At 32.5% G+C, this 16,847-nt stretch carries 13 protein-coding genes and 4 pseudogenes; 14 read left to right on the top strand and 3 right to left on the bottom strand.

Going from position 1 to position 16,847, the window contains the following annotated elements:
• Positions 1-21: 21 nt before the first annotated feature.
• Entirely contained in the window at positions 22-876 is an 855-nt protein-coding gene (locus tag SK629_RS05750; RefSeq protein WP_042900990.1) for a helix-turn-helix domain-containing protein, read from the bottom strand.
• Positions 877-955: 79 nt separating this feature from the next.
• Between SK629_RS05750 and shp3 the strand changes: the two genes are divergently transcribed.
• From shp3 to xerS, 14 genes and pseudogenes are all read left to right on the top strand, one after another.
• The gene (shp3, locus tag SK629_RS12130; protein ID WP_001812431.1) at positions 956-1,027 is read left to right on the top strand and encodes a peptide pheromone SHP3; all 72 of its coding nucleotides are present in this window, start codon (positions 956-958) and stop codon (positions 1,025-1,027) included.
• Positions 1,028-1,096: 69 nt separating this feature from the next.
• A pseudogene (locus SK629_RS11535) lies at positions 1,097-3,465 on the top strand (type 2 lanthipeptide synthetase LanM family protein).
• Complete coding sequence (locus tag SK629_RS11530) at positions 3,465-5,588, top strand: peptidase domain-containing ABC transporter (RefSeq protein WP_080710225.1); 2,124 nt, start codon at positions 3,465-3,467, stop codon at positions 5,586-5,588. Before SK629_RS11535 ends, SK629_RS11530 begins: the two are co-directional and overlap by 1 nt.
• A 12-nt stretch (positions 5,589-5,600) precedes the next feature.
• The gene (locus tag SK629_RS05725; RefSeq protein WP_000757485.1) at positions 5,601-5,771 is read left to right on the top strand and encodes a hypothetical protein; all 171 of its coding nucleotides are present in this window, start codon (positions 5,601-5,603) and stop codon (positions 5,769-5,771) included.
• Positions 5,772-5,804: 33 nt separating this feature from the next.
• Positions 5,805-6,533 carry an ABC transporter ATP-binding protein gene (locus SK629_RS05720; RefSeq protein WP_042900987.1) on the top strand — a complete coding sequence of 243 codons (729 nt, stop codon included), beginning with the start codon at positions 5,805-5,807 and terminating at the stop codon, positions 6,531-6,533.
• The gene (locus SK629_RS05715; protein ID WP_042900986.1) at positions 6,526-7,263 is read left to right on the top strand and encodes an ABC transporter permease; all 738 of its coding nucleotides are present in this window, start codon (positions 6,526-6,528) and stop codon (positions 7,261-7,263) included. Before SK629_RS05720 ends, SK629_RS05715 begins: the two co-directional genes overlap by 8 nt.
• Before the next feature lie 12 nt (positions 7,264-7,275).
• Positions 7,276-7,986 (top strand): hypothetical protein, encoded by a 711-nt coding sequence (locus SK629_RS05710; RefSeq protein WP_042900985.1) that lies wholly within the window; start codon positions 7,276-7,278, stop codon positions 7,984-7,986.
• A 539-nt stretch (positions 7,987-8,525) separates the two neighbouring features.
• Complete coding sequence (locus SK629_RS05705; protein ID WP_016397755.1) at positions 8,526-8,747, top strand: helix-turn-helix domain-containing protein; 222 nt, start codon at positions 8,526-8,528, stop codon at positions 8,745-8,747.
• A 302-nt stretch (positions 8,748-9,049) separates the two neighbouring features.
• Positions 9,050-9,283 carry a hypothetical protein gene (locus tag SK629_RS05700; RefSeq protein WP_042900984.1) on the top strand — a complete coding sequence of 78 codons (234 nt, stop codon included), beginning with the start codon at positions 9,050-9,052 and terminating at the stop codon, positions 9,281-9,283.
• A gap of 84 nt (positions 9,284-9,367) precedes the next feature.
• Positions 9,368-10,875: pseudogene (locus tag SK629_RS05695) on the top strand (tyrosine-type recombinase/integrase).
• 81 nt (positions 10,876-10,956) lie between these two features.
• Positions 10,957-11,817: a ribosome biogenesis GTPase YlqF gene (ylqF, locus tag SK629_RS05690; protein WP_042900983.1), complete on the top strand. Its 861-nt coding sequence runs from the start codon at positions 10,957-10,959 to the stop codon at positions 11,815-11,817.
• On the top strand, positions 11,804-12,583 hold the full coding sequence (locus tag SK629_RS05685) for a ribonuclease HII (protein ID WP_042900982.1): 780 nt from the start codon (positions 11,804-11,806) through the stop codon (positions 12,581-12,583). Before ylqF ends, SK629_RS05685 begins: the two co-directional genes overlap by 14 nt.
• A gap of 16 nt (positions 12,584-12,599) precedes the next feature.
• The gene (locus SK629_RS05680; RefSeq protein WP_042900981.1) at positions 12,600-14,150 is read left to right on the top strand and encodes a ClC family H(+)/Cl(-) exchange transporter; all 1,551 of its coding nucleotides are present in this window, start codon (positions 12,600-12,602) and stop codon (positions 14,148-14,150) included.
• Positions 14,151-14,799: 649 nt separating this feature from the next.
• A complete protein-coding gene (gene xerS / locus SK629_RS05670) occupies positions 14,800-15,870 on the top strand; it encodes a tyrosine recombinase XerS (RefSeq protein WP_042900979.1) in 1,071 nt (356 codons plus the stop codon).
• 30 nt (positions 15,871-15,900) lie between these two features.
• Here the strand turns inward: xerS and SK629_RS11520 are convergent.
• Together SK629_RS11520 and SK629_RS11515 are read right to left on the bottom strand one after the other, a co-directional pair.
• Positions 15,901-16,649: pseudogene (locus SK629_RS11520) on the bottom strand (IS630 family transposase); the annotation flags it as partial.
• A pseudogene (locus SK629_RS11515) lies at positions 16,640-16,759 on the bottom strand (beta-carotene 15,15'-monooxygenase); the annotation flags it as partial. The pseudogenes SK629_RS11515 and SK629_RS11520, both read right to left, overlap by 10 nt.
• Positions 16,760-16,847: the final 88 nt, after the last annotated feature.

The raw sequence follows: 16,847 nt of genomic DNA, 5'->3' as shown, positions 1-16,847 counted from the left end.
AAAGATAGAGAATAATTTCATTTATTTTTTGTTTACTAGTTTATTAAAATGGTCAGTATAGTGTAATTTTAACTTATCTTCTTCTAAAATATCGAAGACTTGTATGGCTTGTTTCATTTTTTCAATTCCACTGGTTGATTGGCAACGTTTAAATTCAAAGTAACCAGTTGCATAGAGAAAAACTGTTTGTTCATAAAAGTTTAGTTCATTATCCAACAATGTCTTTATCTTACTAATTAAATAGGAGCAATTAGAAAATTCTTCCTTACCAATGCTTAGAATGAAGCAATTAATAGCAAGCTGAGAGACAATCTGCTTATTAGTTTTATTCAGAGATGAGTAAATATAGTTATTTAACATCTCTTTAGTTAATAAGAAGTAGGAGTTGTAGTTAATTGTGCGTACACAGTTACCTAATAAAATGATTTCATAATAGCCCCATTTTTCAACTTTGAAAAGATAGTCTGTCAGATGAAGAATCTCTTCATCTGATGGAATGATGTTCGAATCCATTGTGTGTAAAATAGATTTTACCATTGTTTTCTCAAAAGAATTTAGAGTGTAATCAGAAGTATCAGAAAGTAGACATGCTATATTATTGATACTTTGTGATGAATATTGCTTACGAATGTACTGTACTAGATTAGCAAATGATTCGGAACTGGTATAGTCGTCATTGTGTAAAACAAGGAACTCATCCAAAGTAATATGTAATTTGTCTAAAATATTGATTAGTCGAATACAAGATATCTCTGACTCCCCACGTTCAAAACGAGATATTTGTGATTTTGAAAGATGTTCATCTGCTACAGAGCATAGACTAATTTGTTTTCCTTTACGAACTTTTCTAAGTGTGATGCCAAGTTTTGATTTCATAATTTCCCATTTTCCCAACAAAAATTAAATCCGTTTTTATTTATTGTACAATAAATAAAAACGGAAAGGAAGTCCAAGTATGAAGAAAATTTCAAAATTTTTACCGATTTTGGTTTTGGTGATGGATATTATCATCATTGTTGGTGGGTAAGATGCTTAGGTGTACACCTAAGTCTTTAGATGATATCTAAAGACTTAGTACTGAAGAGATAAAGATGAAATTAAGGAGCGTATAGGATTCAATTTTGATGATGGAATCAAAGAAATTGTACTTTCTACTGGTGATAGGCATAACGGGGGAAAGACTGCAGTTATATTTAAAAATAATAATGATGATAAAATTTTATATAAGCCTCATTCATTAAATAATGACGTATTTTTGGAGAATTTTTTTAGTTTAGTTAATAGAAGTTTACCTTTAAAATTATACCATCCTAAATCAATTTCAAAAAAAATTATGGATGGCAGGAGTTTATAGAGTTTCAAGAATGTAATCTTGATAATGATTACGAAGATTACTTTTATAGATATGGTGAACTTCTTGCAATAGCTTATGCACTGCAAGTGACAGATCTCCATAAAGAAAACATAATAATGAGTAAGAATTATCCGATTGTTATTGATTCTGAGACTTTATTTACAAATCCAGACTTAAACTGCAACAGGAATTCAACTATTCAAAACCCTGAAACTGTACATGATCTATTTCAAAAGTTTATCAAAGACTCAGTTTTAGACACATTATTGTTACCAAATAATTTTCAAAGCTCTTTATTTGATTTTGATTTAAGTCCGCTGACTAATTATCAACAATTATCTGAAAATATTACTAGATTTACAATAGAAAATGATTTTTCACATAATATTCATTTAAAAGAAGTACATGTAGTACTTCCGAGTAGTAATGTCAAAAAAGAAACTAATAAATTTTATGGTAAGATAATTGATGGATTCAAAGCTTGTTATACTATACTTGAAAATCGTAAGAATTATTTTATTGAAGAAATAAAATTATTGTCAGAAAAATATCCTCTATATCTGAGACAGGTTCTAAGACCAACTATGGTATATGTTAAGTTTTTAGAAGCTTCAACTCACCCAGATTACCTTACGGATATCAAAAATCAGAGAAAGCTATTTCAAAAACTTAATAGCTCGTCATATAAATTAGACAGTACTTTAGGCAAGCAAGTAGAAATTGAAATTAATAGTTTAATGAAAGGAGATGTACCGTACTTTTATACAAAATTTAATAGTCTGAGTATTTATTCTATGGAAAATAAAATTTGTAATTTTTATGCTACATCTATCCAAAGTAAACTACTTGAAAGATTTCAAAAACTGGGAAATAAGGATATGTTAAAGCAGTTGCATGTGATTTTTTTATCTTTATCGACAGTTAAAGATACGACTTTCTCTGACATAAATCAAAGCCCATTACACGATTTTATTATTCCTGTTAATGACGAAAATTCTCTAGTATTAAAGGTCGGCGACTATGTTAATCATCAAGTCGTTTGGAATAATAATAATGAGTTTTGCATACTTCCTTCTGTTAGTCAGATTGATGATAAGAAAGTTATTTTACCAGTTTCTTATTGCCTGTATGATGGTGGTGGAGTAGTTTTACTATTATATTATCTATATTTAAAATTCAACGAAGAAAAGTATAAGATAGTTGCGGATGGTTTACTAAAGGGGTTCGAGTCAATGATTGAAATTGAAACAAATAGAAACTTTTCGGCGTTTAATGGCATTGGATCAGTAATATATATATATTATTGCCTTTTTACACTAACATCGGAACCAGACTATCATGAAAAATATAAGTTTTACTTAGCAATGCTAGAAAAACAAGATATTCCGTTAGATCAACCAATTGATTTTTTAGGAATATCCAGTTTAATTATTTTATTATGTAATATTTATAAGATAGAACATAGCTCAAAACTTTTTACACTATTAAAAAAGTGTATTAATTATTGTATTTCACAATTAGATAATATAACAGTAACAGGTTTAGCACACGGTTATTCTGGAGTGGCAATGTCATTATCATATTACTATGAAATAAATCCTAGTACAGATATATTAAAATGTATAGAGAAATTACTACATAAAGAAGATGAATGTTTCAATAGTATATTAAAAAATTGGAAAGATATAAGAAGAAATCATGATGACTCCTTTCCTAATTTTTGGTGTTATGGAGCTCCGGGCATTTTGTTAGCTAGAAAAGAAATTTTCGATAAAACTAATATTGGGAATAATGATTTATCAATAATTGAAAATGTATTATCTAATGTAGAAAAAATAAGAGAATTGAATTTATGTCATGGTTCTGTAGGTACTATCAGTTGTCTTGATGCAATATTGAAAGATGAAGAAAACCTATTAATAAAAGAATCTATAGATTTATATTTTGATAATGTCGTTTCTCAGGTTATCAAACCAGAATTAAGTACGGATTTGAATACTATGAATACATTTTCTTTTATGCTAGGAGTATCTGGAGTTGTCTATGAAATATCTCGAAAACAAGATGATAGATTACTGAATGTTTTATTACTAGAGTTAAAGAGGACATGATGACTAGAAAAGTACCTAATATTGAGCAAATGTCTCAAATAGAATGTGGTTTATGTTGCTGTTTGTCCATACTACATTTCTATAAGAGCAAAGAGACATTACTAGATTTAAGACGTGATATAGAAAAAGGGAGAGATGGTTATAGTATAGGTGACTTGAAACAGTTATTGAATAAACGAAATTTTGATACTGGTTCATATCAAGTTAAAGATGTAAATAAAATTAGTGAACTTCCGTTACCATTAATAGCATTTTGGGATAATCAACATTATGTAGTTATTTACAAAGTAAAAAAGAATAAGGTCTATATAATGGATCCTTCTAAAGGATATGTAAATTATGAGTTTAAGGAGTTTTCAAAACATTTTAGTAATATAGTACTGCTATCATTTCCTAACGAAAATTACCAATCTTTGAAGTCACAGTTTCCTTCACCATGGATAAGAGTATTCTCTAGTTTTTCAAAGGTAAAAGGTCGATTGATTTTGACGTTGCTATTTTCAATAATAAGTTACTTAATAATACTTTCCGTACCAGTAATGACTTCAAAGTTTATTAATTCTGCATTAGGTAATACATTTTCTTTTCAAACCTCGTTTTTAATTTTATTTTCTCTACTTTGTTTGTACCTTATTTCTATCTTGGCTAGGAGTATGGGAATTCTATTTTCTAATATATTTTTTAGTAGAGATATTGAAAGTTTTACATTTAAGCATTTGCTTAAACTACCATATAGTTTTTTTGAACTCAGGGCAAAAGGAGATATTTTATACAGAATCTCTAGTCTTAGTGGTTTTAGGGAGTTATTTACTAACCAAGTTGTTGGGGGAGTAGTAGATATTGGAATTATTCTAAGTGTTGTAATATATATGTTTCTTAGTTCAAAAACACTAGCAATTATAGCTCTTATATTGAGTTTAATCAATTTTTTGTTTCTGTTTAGTACTAGAAAAATAATGTATGATACGGTTAATAGAGAATTACAAGAACAATCATTGATTTACTCAGTAGAAACAGAAGCATTAAATACTATTTCTTCAATAAAAATATCGGGATTAGAAGATGAAATATATGAAAACTGGTTTAAGCATTTAAAAAACGTATTGACAAAGTATAAGGAACGAAGTATTGTGTATATTTTATACAATTCAGCTACTAATGTATTTCAATTGTTCGCTCCTATAATTATATTGATTTTTGGACTTGATAATGTTTTAAATGGAAAAATTTTATTGGGTGAGGTTGTCGCATTTCAAACTATGGCATCAATTTTATTTAGTTCAGAAATCTCAATATTTAATGCTTATACGCAGTATATTTTGGCAGCAGGATACTTAAATAGAGTAAATGATATCTGGCTTGAAAATGAAGAGAATGTTGAAAATGGTCTTAAAAAGTGTTCTTTAGAAGGTAGAATAGATATTAAGGACCTATCTTTCTCTTATTCCAAAGACTCAGCTCCTGTAATAGAAAATTTAAATTTGACTATTGAGTCAGGACAGAGAATTGCACTAGTCGGTCAATCGGGGTCAGGAAAAAGTACGTTATTAAAAATACTATCAGGATTATATAAGATTGATACAGGAAAAGTTTTATTTGATGGTATAAATATTAATCAAATAGATAAAAAAATATTAAGTCAAAATTTAGGAGTAGTTCCACAAGATTCGTTTTTATTGAACAGAAGTATTCTTGATAACATAACTTTAAAGCACGAAGTTACTTCACAAAAGATAGAGGAAGTTTGTAAAGCAGTTCAAATCTATGATGAAATCATGGCTATGCCGATGAAATTTAATACTATCATCTCAGAGATGGGTTCAAATATTTCAGGTGGTCAAAGACAACGGATAGCACTGGCACGTGCATTAATAAATAATCCTAGTATTGTAATTTTAGATGAAGCAACTAGTGCATTAGACACTATTAATGAGGAAAGAATAACAAAGTATATAAAAAGTCAGGGCTGTACTCAAATAATTGTAGCTCATAGATTGTCAACGATTAAGGATGCGGATATTATTTTTGTAATGAAAGGTGGTAAGATTGTTGAGTCAGGAAATCATAAGTACTTAATGGCTCTTGGTGGAGAGTACTACAGCTTATATACAAAAAGGAAATGAGGTGTAAAGAAAATGAAGAAAGTAAATGAATATGTAATTTCAACAGCAGCCTCACTAGGGGTGATGATTGGAATAGTATTTGCAATTTTTTTAGATTTTCCAGTTGAATATGGTATTTCTTTAGGCTTGTTGAATGGAATAGTATTGGGTTCGCTGATTTTTTACAAAAACAATAAGAATTAAGCACAATTTTTTGCTGTAAACTAAGGAGTAGAGATGGCTATAGTTGAAATTATAAATCTAACAAAAAGATTTAAAGATATTGAAGTTATTCATAACACTTCATTTTATTTAAATAAGGGAAAAGTATATGGTTTTGTTGGACCAAATGGGGCTGGAAAAACTACAATTATCAAAATGATTCTAGGGATTTTAAAACCAGATTCTGGGAAAATAACTATTTTTAATCAAACCGTAGAACAGAATTCCGAAAATATATTATCTAGGATAGGATTAGTCTTGGGACCTTCATTTTATGGTCATCTTGATGCTTATAAAAATTTGAAGTTAATAGCAAATATGAAAGGGCTTAGTTTAGATACTGAAAGACTTAATGAATATCTATCAATGGTAGGATTAAAAGATGTTAAAAAGAAAAAAGTGAAAAATTTTTCAATGGGTATGAAACAACGTCTAAGTATAGCTGCATCATTGTTAGGTAGTCCAGAAATATTAATTTGGGATGAACCAATCAATGGACTTGATCCACAGGGTGTAATTGAAATTAGAAGTTTAATCCGTTTTCTACAGGAGAAAAAAGGTATTACATTTTTAATATCAAGTCATATTCTTAGTGAACTGGATAAAGTGATATCTGATATTATAATTATAAATTATGGGAAAGTTGAATTTTTTGGTTCTTGCCACAACCTTTTACAAAAGTATAATTGTCGAAATCTGGAAGAAGCCTACTTAGCTTGTTTAGCTGGAGGTGAATATGATTAAATTAGAGTTTCTAAAGCAGAAAAAAAGCATCTTATGGTTTGTTATTATTTTTCCAATAATTCTGAATGCTTTGTTATATATAGACTTAACTTTTAGGTATCGAGGTTATTTATTGGTGCATCAAAATGAACTTGCTTTATCTAATTGGCAGTTAATTTTTAAAGAACAAACAATATTTTATTTTTCTGAACTATTTTATTTAGTTCTATCTTTAATAATTTACGAAGTGTTTGCAGTAGAATTTAAAAATGATGCATGGTTAACCGTAATTTCATTGCCATTTAGAAACAAGTACACAATAAATTCTAAATTACTCATTACAGTGGTTTACACATTTACTTTTTGGTTGTCTGATTATATTAGCTTATACGTTATTGGGAAGGCTATTGATAACAGTTTAGAGATTGGTTTGATTTTCTTTTTAAAAACATTTACCATTCAATTAATTTCCTCGTTGATGATAATGTTATTATATTTTCTAACTTTAGTACTTATAAGGAAAATTTCTGGAATAATACCAATTGGTATTATAATGATGATATTAACAATTAGCATATACTACAACGATTATAATTTTAAGATTTACTTACCATTTACTTATCTTTCTCATGCTTTTAGAGTGACTGAAAGTCAATTTTATATGATTTTACTATCTAATATAATAATCATCGTACTTTTTTATATATTAATTCGTAAATTGAACGAAAGAAGTTTTGAGATGAAACTTTAATAGGTAATAAAAATGAAGTTACTTAAAAATGAATTGATTAAGAGTAAAATATTTTTATTTATTATTGTTGACATCTGTATTCAGATTCTAGTCATTCTAGCTATAAAAACATATATTTTAGATATTTCAGCATCATACTCAGAACTTGCTTATAATAAGTATTGGTATGTTTTACACACTGTAATATATATGCTAATGATCTTTCCGATACAAATTTTGTATCAAAATCTAAGAGAGGCATTGATTGAAGATAATAATAATGGTTGGAATATCATGGTGATTAACACTAATAATCTCGCGAAAATCATCTATATAAAAGTAACGATAAATATCGTAAGATGTTTTATTTGTTATTTTGTTTATACAATTTTTTCTTTAATTCAATTAGGTGGTATGGGAACTGATATGTTATTTCCAAATATAATATTTCCCAATATAATGTCATTTCTTTTATTTTTACCTATAGCTATCTTTATGCAAATTTGCTGTATAAGATTTGATTCCATTTTAGCTAAGGCCCTACCTAATATTTTGCTGATACTTATTGTTTTAACCACGTTTCAGAGTGATTGGAATATATTTATACCTGCAACTTATTATTATACAGCAATTCAGTCAACTACAAGCTTAGGTATTAAATTATTAGTTTGTATCTGGATTATGGGATTTGAATTTTCCCTTCTTCCAAAACTAATAAAATTGAAAGAACAAAATCTAGTTTAAATGTTGCTCGAAAATTAAATAATTTAATACGATTAACAATGAAACAATAAAACGTGAGTCATGACTTAAAAGTAATTGACTTTACGATTTTGGTTTTTTACGCTTAATTAAGCAAATTGTATTCACTTTATCAAGTTGTTATTACTCTAAAAAACGTCTAACAGCTATAGAGTGTCTGTTTGTTTCTCTTTACTTTTATTTTAAATAATTCATTAACCTTCCGTAAATTCCCAATAACAAGGTGTATTGAAGAAGTCTGAGACAAAATAGTTCTCAGTCACAAAAAAGCTAGAGATTCCCATTGGTGAACAGCTCCCTGTCAAGTAGACAGTAAATAATATAAAATCTTAAGCGACCTGATTCCTGAATTCCAGTGGAGTCAGGTTGTTTTTTGACCGTCTTTTTTAATATTGTCTTACCCATAATAGATATGCTTATGAGATATGTTTAATAAATTAATCTTAGTTCAAAATGTCCAGTTTGGACACTTTGAATGATTTCTTAGTTTTATATTTATACTTTTCTCAGGAGAAAGCTAGATGTACAGACGTTTGAGAGATTTGAGGGAAGATCACGATTTGACCCAAAAACAAATAGCTAAAATACTTTCGTTTACAAACTCAGCTTATGCTAAAATTGAACGGGGTGAGCATACGTTAACAGCAGATGTATTGGTAACTCTCTCAAACTTTTACGATGTCAGTACAGACTATCTATTGGGATTGACAGATTTTCCTGATAAAATTCGCTTTAGAAAATAATCTCCTCAATTTCATAGAGTGTGAAAATGAGGAGATTTTTTATTTGTTCTTTGACAATTGAATAGTCCAAAATGGTACTTTCCTCATTTGTGGAGCAGTTTTGAATGGCTCGCCATGATAAGAGCGATATTAAAACCATCAATAAAATAAAGTGATACTTTATATGCCATGATACAAATGATATACAATGATACTTCTGACCGTTCAGGCTGCCATCGTAAAAGAGCAGCAAGTGTAATTCTTATGATGACTTCATCAGTCATGCCATGGAGGTAAAAATATTTTTTAGGAAGGATGATGACATGAATATAAAATATATATCTGTCGAAAATTCCATTGCAGAATGGGCCGATAAGAAAGGAATTCTAAAAAGATGGGATGGTTTAAATCAATATACATTGAACAGATGGATTAAAGAAATGCGAGAAAACAGAACATTTTCCATGTATGTAATTAACTCAACCCATAAACTTGTTTTCATTAATCTAGAAGGATTCGAAAGTTTCTTAAGATGGAAGCAAAAGCGGACAAAATAAGGAAGTCATGGTATAATATAGGGTAGTTATTTATTCTATACAACAATGATTTATTTCTTTTTAAGAGTTAAGATGAATTAAATTATGTATTATGTAACTAAAACAAATTCAAAAGGGCAACCCTTATATCAAGTGGTTGAAAAGTACAAAGATCCACTAACAAGAAAGTGGAAATCAGTAACTGTAAGTTATACTAAGAATACTAGTAGGGCGAGGAGACAAGCTGAAAGAGAGGTTCTTGATAAAATAGATAGACTAACTACTTCATTTGAAAGTCAGTTTAGCCCTGAACTGATTACAACATTTGGAGAGTTAAAAGAAAATTGGTTTCAGACTTGGTGTGTCTCTGTTAAACCACAAACAATTCAGAGAGAACTACTGGTTATGAAACGACTTGGGAAAATTATAGGAGATGATTTTTTGTTAGATAGGATTACTCCACTTCTGATGAAAAATAGTCTCAATAAATATTTAGAAATATATGATGCATCGCCTTCAACAATGACTCATATAAAAAGTACTTGTAATAAGATTTTTAATCATGGTGTGTTATATAATGTCATTAAGTTTTCTCCAATGACTGCGGTAAAACTAGATATTTCACTAGAGAAAAGGCGTAAAGCAAAAGAAAGACATGATTCTAAATTTCTAGAAATCCATGAATTACATGCATTTTTTGATGTGTTACGCCAATGCAGAAATGCAAACTATTATGATCTTGCTATAGTATTGTTGCTTACAGGTATTCGAATTAGTGAAGCAGCATTTTTACCATCAGATATTGATTTTGAAAAAGGAATCTTGCATATTGATAAGGCACTTCAATATCATTGTTTAAAAGTTGAACAATTTCATTTTGATACAACTAAAACACTCAATTCAATTAGAGAAGTAGCTTTGCCTGAAGCTGCAAGCGAAGCTATTAAAAGGACAATACAGAGAAATAAAGAGTTTGATGCTTATATGGAGAAACATCCCTGTCCTGCTTTTACACATTCTGAAAGTGTATTTAGAACAGAATACGGCTCTCCAATAACATCAAGCACTTTTCGTCAAATTTTGAAATGAATAGAAGGAAAATTATTGACAAATTGTTTAAGTGACTATGGTTTTAAGTGGGTAAAACATGTTACTCCCCATTCGTTTAGGCATATGCATATTAGTTACCTTCAAAGTAATGAGATGCACATAGCAGTGAAAGATATTATGACTAGAGTAGGACACGCTAACTTTGAGACAACAATGGGTTATACACATAATATAAATCGTTCACAAGAAAATACTGTAAAAGCCTTAAATTAATTTGTAGAAAATCACAATTTCCATTTTGAAGAATTGAAAAGTTATACCTGTAAATATTCCAGAATGATTGAAAAATTCATTGAAACTAGTGATAATAGCAATAAAGTAGAATTAAGTGTTGATGAGTTCAAAGACTTGTTACATCTTAGTCTACGTTACTCACCTAAAAATATTGTTTCAAATTTACTATTAAAAATCAAAAAAATATTGTCAAATACCACCCACAGTTTGATATAAAGATTGTGAAATCAAGTGAGAATCAAATCAGAGGTTTTTCCATTGCATGGTAGTTTTGGTGTTCGCTTGGTGTTTAGACAATAGTAAAATAAAATAGGGGCTCTAAACCCTTGCTACGAAAGGAAAAAAACTCAATGGCTACTATTCAATGGTTTCCTGGTCACATGTCTAAGGCTCGTCGACAGGTGCAGGAAAATTTAAAATTTGTTGATTTTGTGACGATTTTGGTAGATGCACGCTTACCTTTATCTAGTCAAAATCCTATGTTGACCAAGATTGTTGGTGACAAACCAAAACTTTTGATTTTAAACAAGGCAGACTTGGCCGATCCAGCAATGACCAAAGAATGGCGTCAGTATTTTGAATCACAAGGAATCCAGACGCTAGCTATCAACTCCAAAGAGCAAGTAACTGTAAAAGTTGTAACCGATGCTGCTAAGAAACTCATGGCTGATAAGATTGCTCGCCAAAAAGAACGTGGTATCAAGATTGAAACCCTGCGTACCATGATTATTGGGATTCCAAATGCTGGTAAATCAACTCTCATGAACCGTTTGGCTGGTAAGAAGATTGCCGTTGTCGGAAACAAACCAGGGGTTACAAAGGGACAACAGTGGCTTAAAACCAATAAAGATTTGGAAATCTTGGATACACCAGGGATTCTCTGGCCTAAGTTTGAAGATGAAACTGTTGCTCTTAAACTAGCCTTGACAGGAGCTATCAAAGACCAGTTGCTTCCTATGGATGAGGTGACCATTTTTGGTCTCAATTATTTCAAAGAACATTATCCAGAAAAGCTGGCTGAACGCTTCAAACAGATGCAAATTGAAGAAGAAGCGCCTGTTATCATTATGGATATGACCCGTGCCCTCGGTTTCCGTGACGACTATGACCGTTTTTACAGTCTCTTCGTGAAGGAAGTTCGCGATGGCAAACTCGGTAACTATACCTTAGATACCTTAGATACATTGGAAGACCTCGATGGCGACGATTAAAGAAATCAAAGAACTCCTTGCTACAGTCAAGAACCTTGATAACCCTATTTTTTTAGATCTTGAAAAGGACAATCGCTCTGGAGTTCAAAAGGAAATCAGCAAGCGTAAAAAAGCCATTCAGGCTGAATTGGATGAGGATATTCGCTTGGAATCCATGCTTTCCTATGAAAAAGAACTTTATAAGCAAGGATTGACCTTAATTGCTGGTGTTGATGAGGTCGGCCGTGGTCCTCTGGCTGGACCTGTAGTCGCTGCAGCCGTTATTTTACCTAAAAATTGTAAGATTAAAGGTCTCAACGACAGCAAAAAAATCCCTAAAAAGAAACATCTGGAGATTTTCCAAGCCGTTCAAGACCAAGCCTTGGCAATCGGCATTGGTATCATGGATAATAGAGTCATCGACCAAGTCAATATCTATGAAGCAACCAAACTGGCCATGCAGGAAGCAATCTCCCAGCTCAGTCCTCAACCTCAACACCTTTTGATTGATGCCATGAAGTTGGAGTTGCCAATTTCACAAACCTCTATCATCAAGGGTGATGCTAATTCTCTCTCGATCGCAGCAGCTTCTATAGTAGCCAAGGTGACACGTGATGAATTGATGAAGGAATACGATCAGCAGTTCCCTGGCTATGATTTTACTGCTAATGCAGGATATGGAACTGCTAAACACCTAGAAGGCCTCAAAAAACTAGGAGTTACCCCAATTCACCGAACCAGCTTTGAACCCGTTAAATCACTGGTTTCAGGAGAAAAAGAAAGTTAAGTTAGAAGGAATGATTATGGAGGAACAGTCAGAAACACTCAGTTCCAAGAAAGAATTTGCCTTTGCCTCAAGTACTATATTATCCCAAGTTGGACGAGGAATCATTGTTGGTCTCGTCGTAGGGATCATCGTCGGATCCTTTCGGTTTTCAATCGAAAAAGGCTTCCACCTGATACAAGGACTTTATCAAGATCAAGCGCACCTAGTGCGCAATCTTTTTATCATTGGTCTATTTTATTTAATAGTTTGTTGGCTCAGTGCGAAATTAACTCGATCAGAAAAAGATATCAAAGGTTCAGGAATTCCTCAAGTCGAAGCCGAATTAAAGGGATTGATGAGTCTCAACTGGTGGGGAGTTCTTTGGAAAAAATATATTCTAGGAATTTTGGCTATTGCAAGTGGACTCATGCTGGGGCGTGAAGGGCCAAGTATTCAACTCGGAGCGGTTGGTGGTAAAGGTATTGCCAAATGGCTCAAATCCAGTCCAGTAGAGGAACGCTCTCTGATTGCCAGTGGAGCTGCCGCAGGGCTAGCCGCAGCCTTTAATGCACCAATTGCTGGACTTCTCTTTGTCGTAGAAGAAGTTTATCACCATTTTTCACGCTTTTTCTGGGTCTCAACTCTAGCAGCCAGTCTCGTAGCAAACTTTGTCTCTTTACTCATATTTGGCCTAACACCCGTACTGGATATGCCAGACAATATTCCACTTATGTCCTTAGATCAGTATTGGATATATCTCCTTATGGGAGTTTTTCTGGGACTATCTGGTTTTCTCTATGAAAAAGCTGTACTCAATGTTGGTCGAGTTTATGACTGGCTTGGTCAAAAAATCCATTTGGATAGAGCTTATTATCCAATTCTAGCTTTCTTTCTCATCATACCAGTTGGAATCTTCTTACCCCAAATCCTTGGTGGTGGAAACCAGCTGGTTCTTTCCCTAACTGAGCAAGATTTTAGTTTCCAAGTTCTATTAGCTTACTTTTTGATTCGCTTTGTTTGGAGCATGATTAGCTATGGAAGTGGCCTTCCAGGAGGAATTTTCCTACCAATTTTGGCGCTAGGTTCCTTACTCGGTGCCCTAGTTGGTGTTATTTGTGTCAATCTTGGACTTGTCAGTCAGGAGCAATTCCCTATATTTGTCATTCTGGGAATGAGCGGCTATTTTGGAGCCATTTCTAAGGCTCCCTTAACTGCTATGATACTCGTAACTGAGATGGTAGGAGATATTCGCAACCTCATGCCACTCGGACTTGTGACCCTAGTTGCCTACATCATCATGGATCTGCTCAAGGGTGCTCCAGTCTATGAGGCTATGTTGGAAAAAATGCTGCCTGAAGAAGCGTCAGATGAAGGAGAAGTCACACTTATTGAAATCCCTGTTTCAGATAAAATAGCAGGAAAACAAGTACACGAACTCAACTTGCCACATAACGTACTCATCACCACCCAAGTCCATAATGGCAAGAGCCAAACAGTTAACGGCTCAACAAGAATGTATCTGGGGGATATGATTCATCTGGTTATCCCCAAAAGTGAAATTGGAAAAGTCAAAGAATTGTTGTTGTAGTTCTTTTTACATAATTTACATTATGTAAACATTTGATTAATACTCTTCTTCAAACCACGTCAGCTTCGCCTTACCATACTCAAGTACAGCCTGCGGCTAGCTTTCTAGTTTGCTCTTTGATTTTCATTGAGTATAAATACATTAGAAAACCGATTCTCAGTAATGAGATCGGTTATTTTTTACTGATGAGGCATTTCACATACAAATAATTGAACTTTGGTAAAATAAGACTATAATTAAGTTAGAAATAGTAAACCATAAAAGCTAGAAAGGAGTTTACTGTATTTAATCTATACAGTAAGATTAAGAATCATGAAAAAGAAAACGATAGCAATTATACAATGTATTTTGTATCTCATGGCTCCTTATATAGCTCTTCAGTTATGTAGAATGAACAGAAGTTTAGTGGGTGAGTTCTTTATTATTTTCCTTATTCTGTTGACTATTTCATTCTGGTTTAGTATTTGGAAACTAGAAAAAGCACTAGATAATGATTCACAATAATAACTCCAAAGATTTATATCCGTTTTATACAGGTTTAAGTCTTTTTTTAAAAGCTTTATAACATCTTTCCGAAAAACTATAATTTTCTTGAAAAATATATAAACCTATGCTATACTACTAGTAGACTTATTTATGGAGAAAATACATGAAACGTGAGATTTTACTGGAACGAATCGATAAACTAAAACAAATCATGCCCTGGTATGTTTTGGAATACTACCAATCTAAGCTTGCTGTTCCCTACAGTTTTACAACCTTGTACGAATACCTCAAGGAATACGATCGATTTTTCAGCTGGGTTTTAGAGTCTGGAATTTCAAACGCTGATAAACTGTCTGATATTCCTTTATCGGTCTTGGAAAATATGTCAAAGAAAGACATGGAAGCTTTTATCCTATATCTGCGTGAACGTCCTTTGCTGAATGCCAATACAAGCAAACAAGGTGTTTCTCAGACAACCATCAATCGGACCTTGTCAGCCCTTTCTAGTCTTTACAAGTATCTGACCGAGGAAGTTGAAAACGACCAGGGTGAACCTTATTTTTATCGTAATGTAATGAAGAAAGTTTCAACCAAGAAAAAGAAAGAAACGCTTGCTGCTAGAGCTGAAAATATCAAGCAAAAACTCTTTCTAGGTGATGAAACTGAAGGTTTTCTAACTTATATTGACCAAGAGTACCCACAACAGCTCTCAAATCGGGCTCTCTCATCATTCAGTAAAAATAAGGAACGAGATTTAGCCATTATTGCCCTTCTCTTGGCATCTGGTGTCCGTTTATCTGAAGCTGTTAATCTGGATCTAAGAGATCTCAATCTTAAAATGATGGTTATTGATGTCACACGTAAGGGTGGAAAACGTGACTCAGTCAATGTCGCTGCTTTTGCTAAGCCTTACCTAGAGAATTATCTAGCCATTCGAAATCAACGCTATAAGACGGAAAAAACAGATACAGCCCTCTTTTTGACACTCTACAGAGGTGTTCCCAATCGTATCGATGCTTCCAGCGTGGAAAAAATGGTTGCTAAGTATTCTGAGGACTTCAAAGTGCGTGTAACTCCCCACAAACTCCGCCATACCCTAGCCACTAGGCTCTATGATGCAACTAAATCACAAGTTTTGGTTAGCCACCAGCTAGGACACGCCAGTACACAAGTCACTGACCTCTATACCCATATCGTTAATGATGAACAAAAGAATGCTCTGGATAGTTTGTAAGCTACATAAAATAAATTATGTAATACACAGTCAACTGAAACAAGAACAAGACAAAAGAGCCTCGAAAAAAGTACTACAACTCGGTAATGCCTTTTTGAGGTGCTTTTTAATATGAGCCCATGTTTTCTCAATAGGATTGTACTCAGGTGAGTAGGGAGGAAGAGGTAAAAGTTTATGCCCAAACTCTTCACACAAGAGTTCTAGCTTACCCATTCTATGGAATCTTGCATTATCCATAATGATAACTGATGGTTTGTTTAAGGTTGGTAAGAGAAACTTCTGAAACCAAGCTTCAAAAAAGTCGCTCGTCATCGTCTCTTCGTAAGTCATTGGAGCGATTAACTCACCATTTGTTAGCCCTGCAACCAAAGAAATCCTCTGATATCTTCTTCCAGATACTTTACCTCTTATTAACTGACCTTTTAAAGAGCGACCATATTCTCGATAAAAATAAGTATCGAATCCTGTTTCATCAATATAAACAGGTGCTAGATGCTTTAAACTATTAAAATTTTTAAGAAATAAAGCTACTTTTTCTGGGTCTTGTTCATAGTAGGTGTGGTTCTTTTTTTTCGAGTGTAGCCCATAGCTTTGAGAGCATAGTGAATGGTAGTTAGGTGACATCCGAATTCAGCAGCTATCTCAGTCAAATAAGCGTCTGGATTGTCAGTAAGATAGTTTTTAAGTCTATCTCTATCAACCTTTCTTGGTTTTGTTCCTTTTACTTCTTGATGGTTTAATTCTCCTGTTTTCTCTTTTAGCTTTAACCAGCCATAAACGCAAACCAAACTCCCACATAACGGGTCATAGCATGAAAGATACCTTCCCACATAGGAGAAACGATTCCAGTGATATGAGGGATATGATCTAGAAGCATTACTGACGCCATCAGGTACTTCAACTACGTCGCATTCCATTTTTTCATAATAAATCTCTTTATAAATCTCTTTCTTTTTGACGTACATAGAGTATAGCAT

Origin of the sequence: Streptococcus mitis (assembly GCF_000722695.1) — a bacterium.
In the GTDB taxonomy this organism is placed as follows: domain Bacteria; phylum Bacillota; class Bacilli; order Lactobacillales; family Streptococcaceae; genus Streptococcus; species Streptococcus mitis_O.
This window is presented reverse-complemented; position numbering and strand designations above follow the sequence as displayed.

What these genes read in the sequence shown, in the direction of transcription:
- SK629_RS05750 (WP_042900990.1), bottom strand. Translation starts at nt 876, where the DNA reads ATGAAATCAAAACTTGGCATCACACTTAGAAAAGTTCGTAAAGGAAAA.
- SK629_RS11530 (WP_080710225.1), top strand. Translation starts at nt 3,465, where the DNA reads ATGACTAGAAAAGTACCTAATATTGAGCAAATGTCTCAAATAGAATGT.
- SK629_RS05725 (WP_000757485.1), top strand. Translation starts at nt 5,601, where the DNA reads ATGAAGAAAGTAAATGAATATGTAATTTCAACAGCAGCCTCACTAGGG.
- SK629_RS05720 (WP_042900987.1), top strand. Translation starts at nt 5,805, where the DNA reads ATGGCTATAGTTGAAATTATAAATCTAACAAAAAGATTTAAAGATATT.
- SK629_RS05715 (WP_042900986.1), top strand. Translation starts at nt 6,526, where the DNA reads ATGATTAAATTAGAGTTTCTAAAGCAGAAAAAAAGCATCTTATGGTTT.
- SK629_RS05710 (WP_042900985.1), top strand. Translation starts at nt 7,276, where the DNA reads ATGAAGTTACTTAAAAATGAATTGATTAAGAGTAAAATATTTTTATTT.
- SK629_RS05705 (WP_016397755.1), top strand. Translation starts at nt 8,526, where the DNA reads ATGTACAGACGTTTGAGAGATTTGAGGGAAGATCACGATTTGACCCAA.
- SK629_RS05700 (WP_042900984.1), top strand. Translation starts at nt 9,050, where the DNA reads ATGAATATAAAATATATATCTGTCGAAAATTCCATTGCAGAATGGGCC.
- ylqF (WP_042900983.1), top strand. Translation starts at nt 10,957, where the DNA reads ATGGCTACTATTCAATGGTTTCCTGGTCACATGTCTAAGGCTCGTCGA.
- SK629_RS05685 (WP_042900982.1), top strand. Translation starts at nt 11,804, where the DNA reads ATGGCGACGATTAAAGAAATCAAAGAACTCCTTGCTACAGTCAAGAAC.
- SK629_RS05680 (WP_042900981.1), top strand. Translation starts at nt 12,600, where the DNA reads ATGGAGGAACAGTCAGAAACACTCAGTTCCAAGAAAGAATTTGCCTTT.
- xerS (WP_042900979.1), top strand. Translation starts at nt 14,800, where the DNA reads ATGAAACGTGAGATTTTACTGGAACGAATCGATAAACTAAAACAAATC.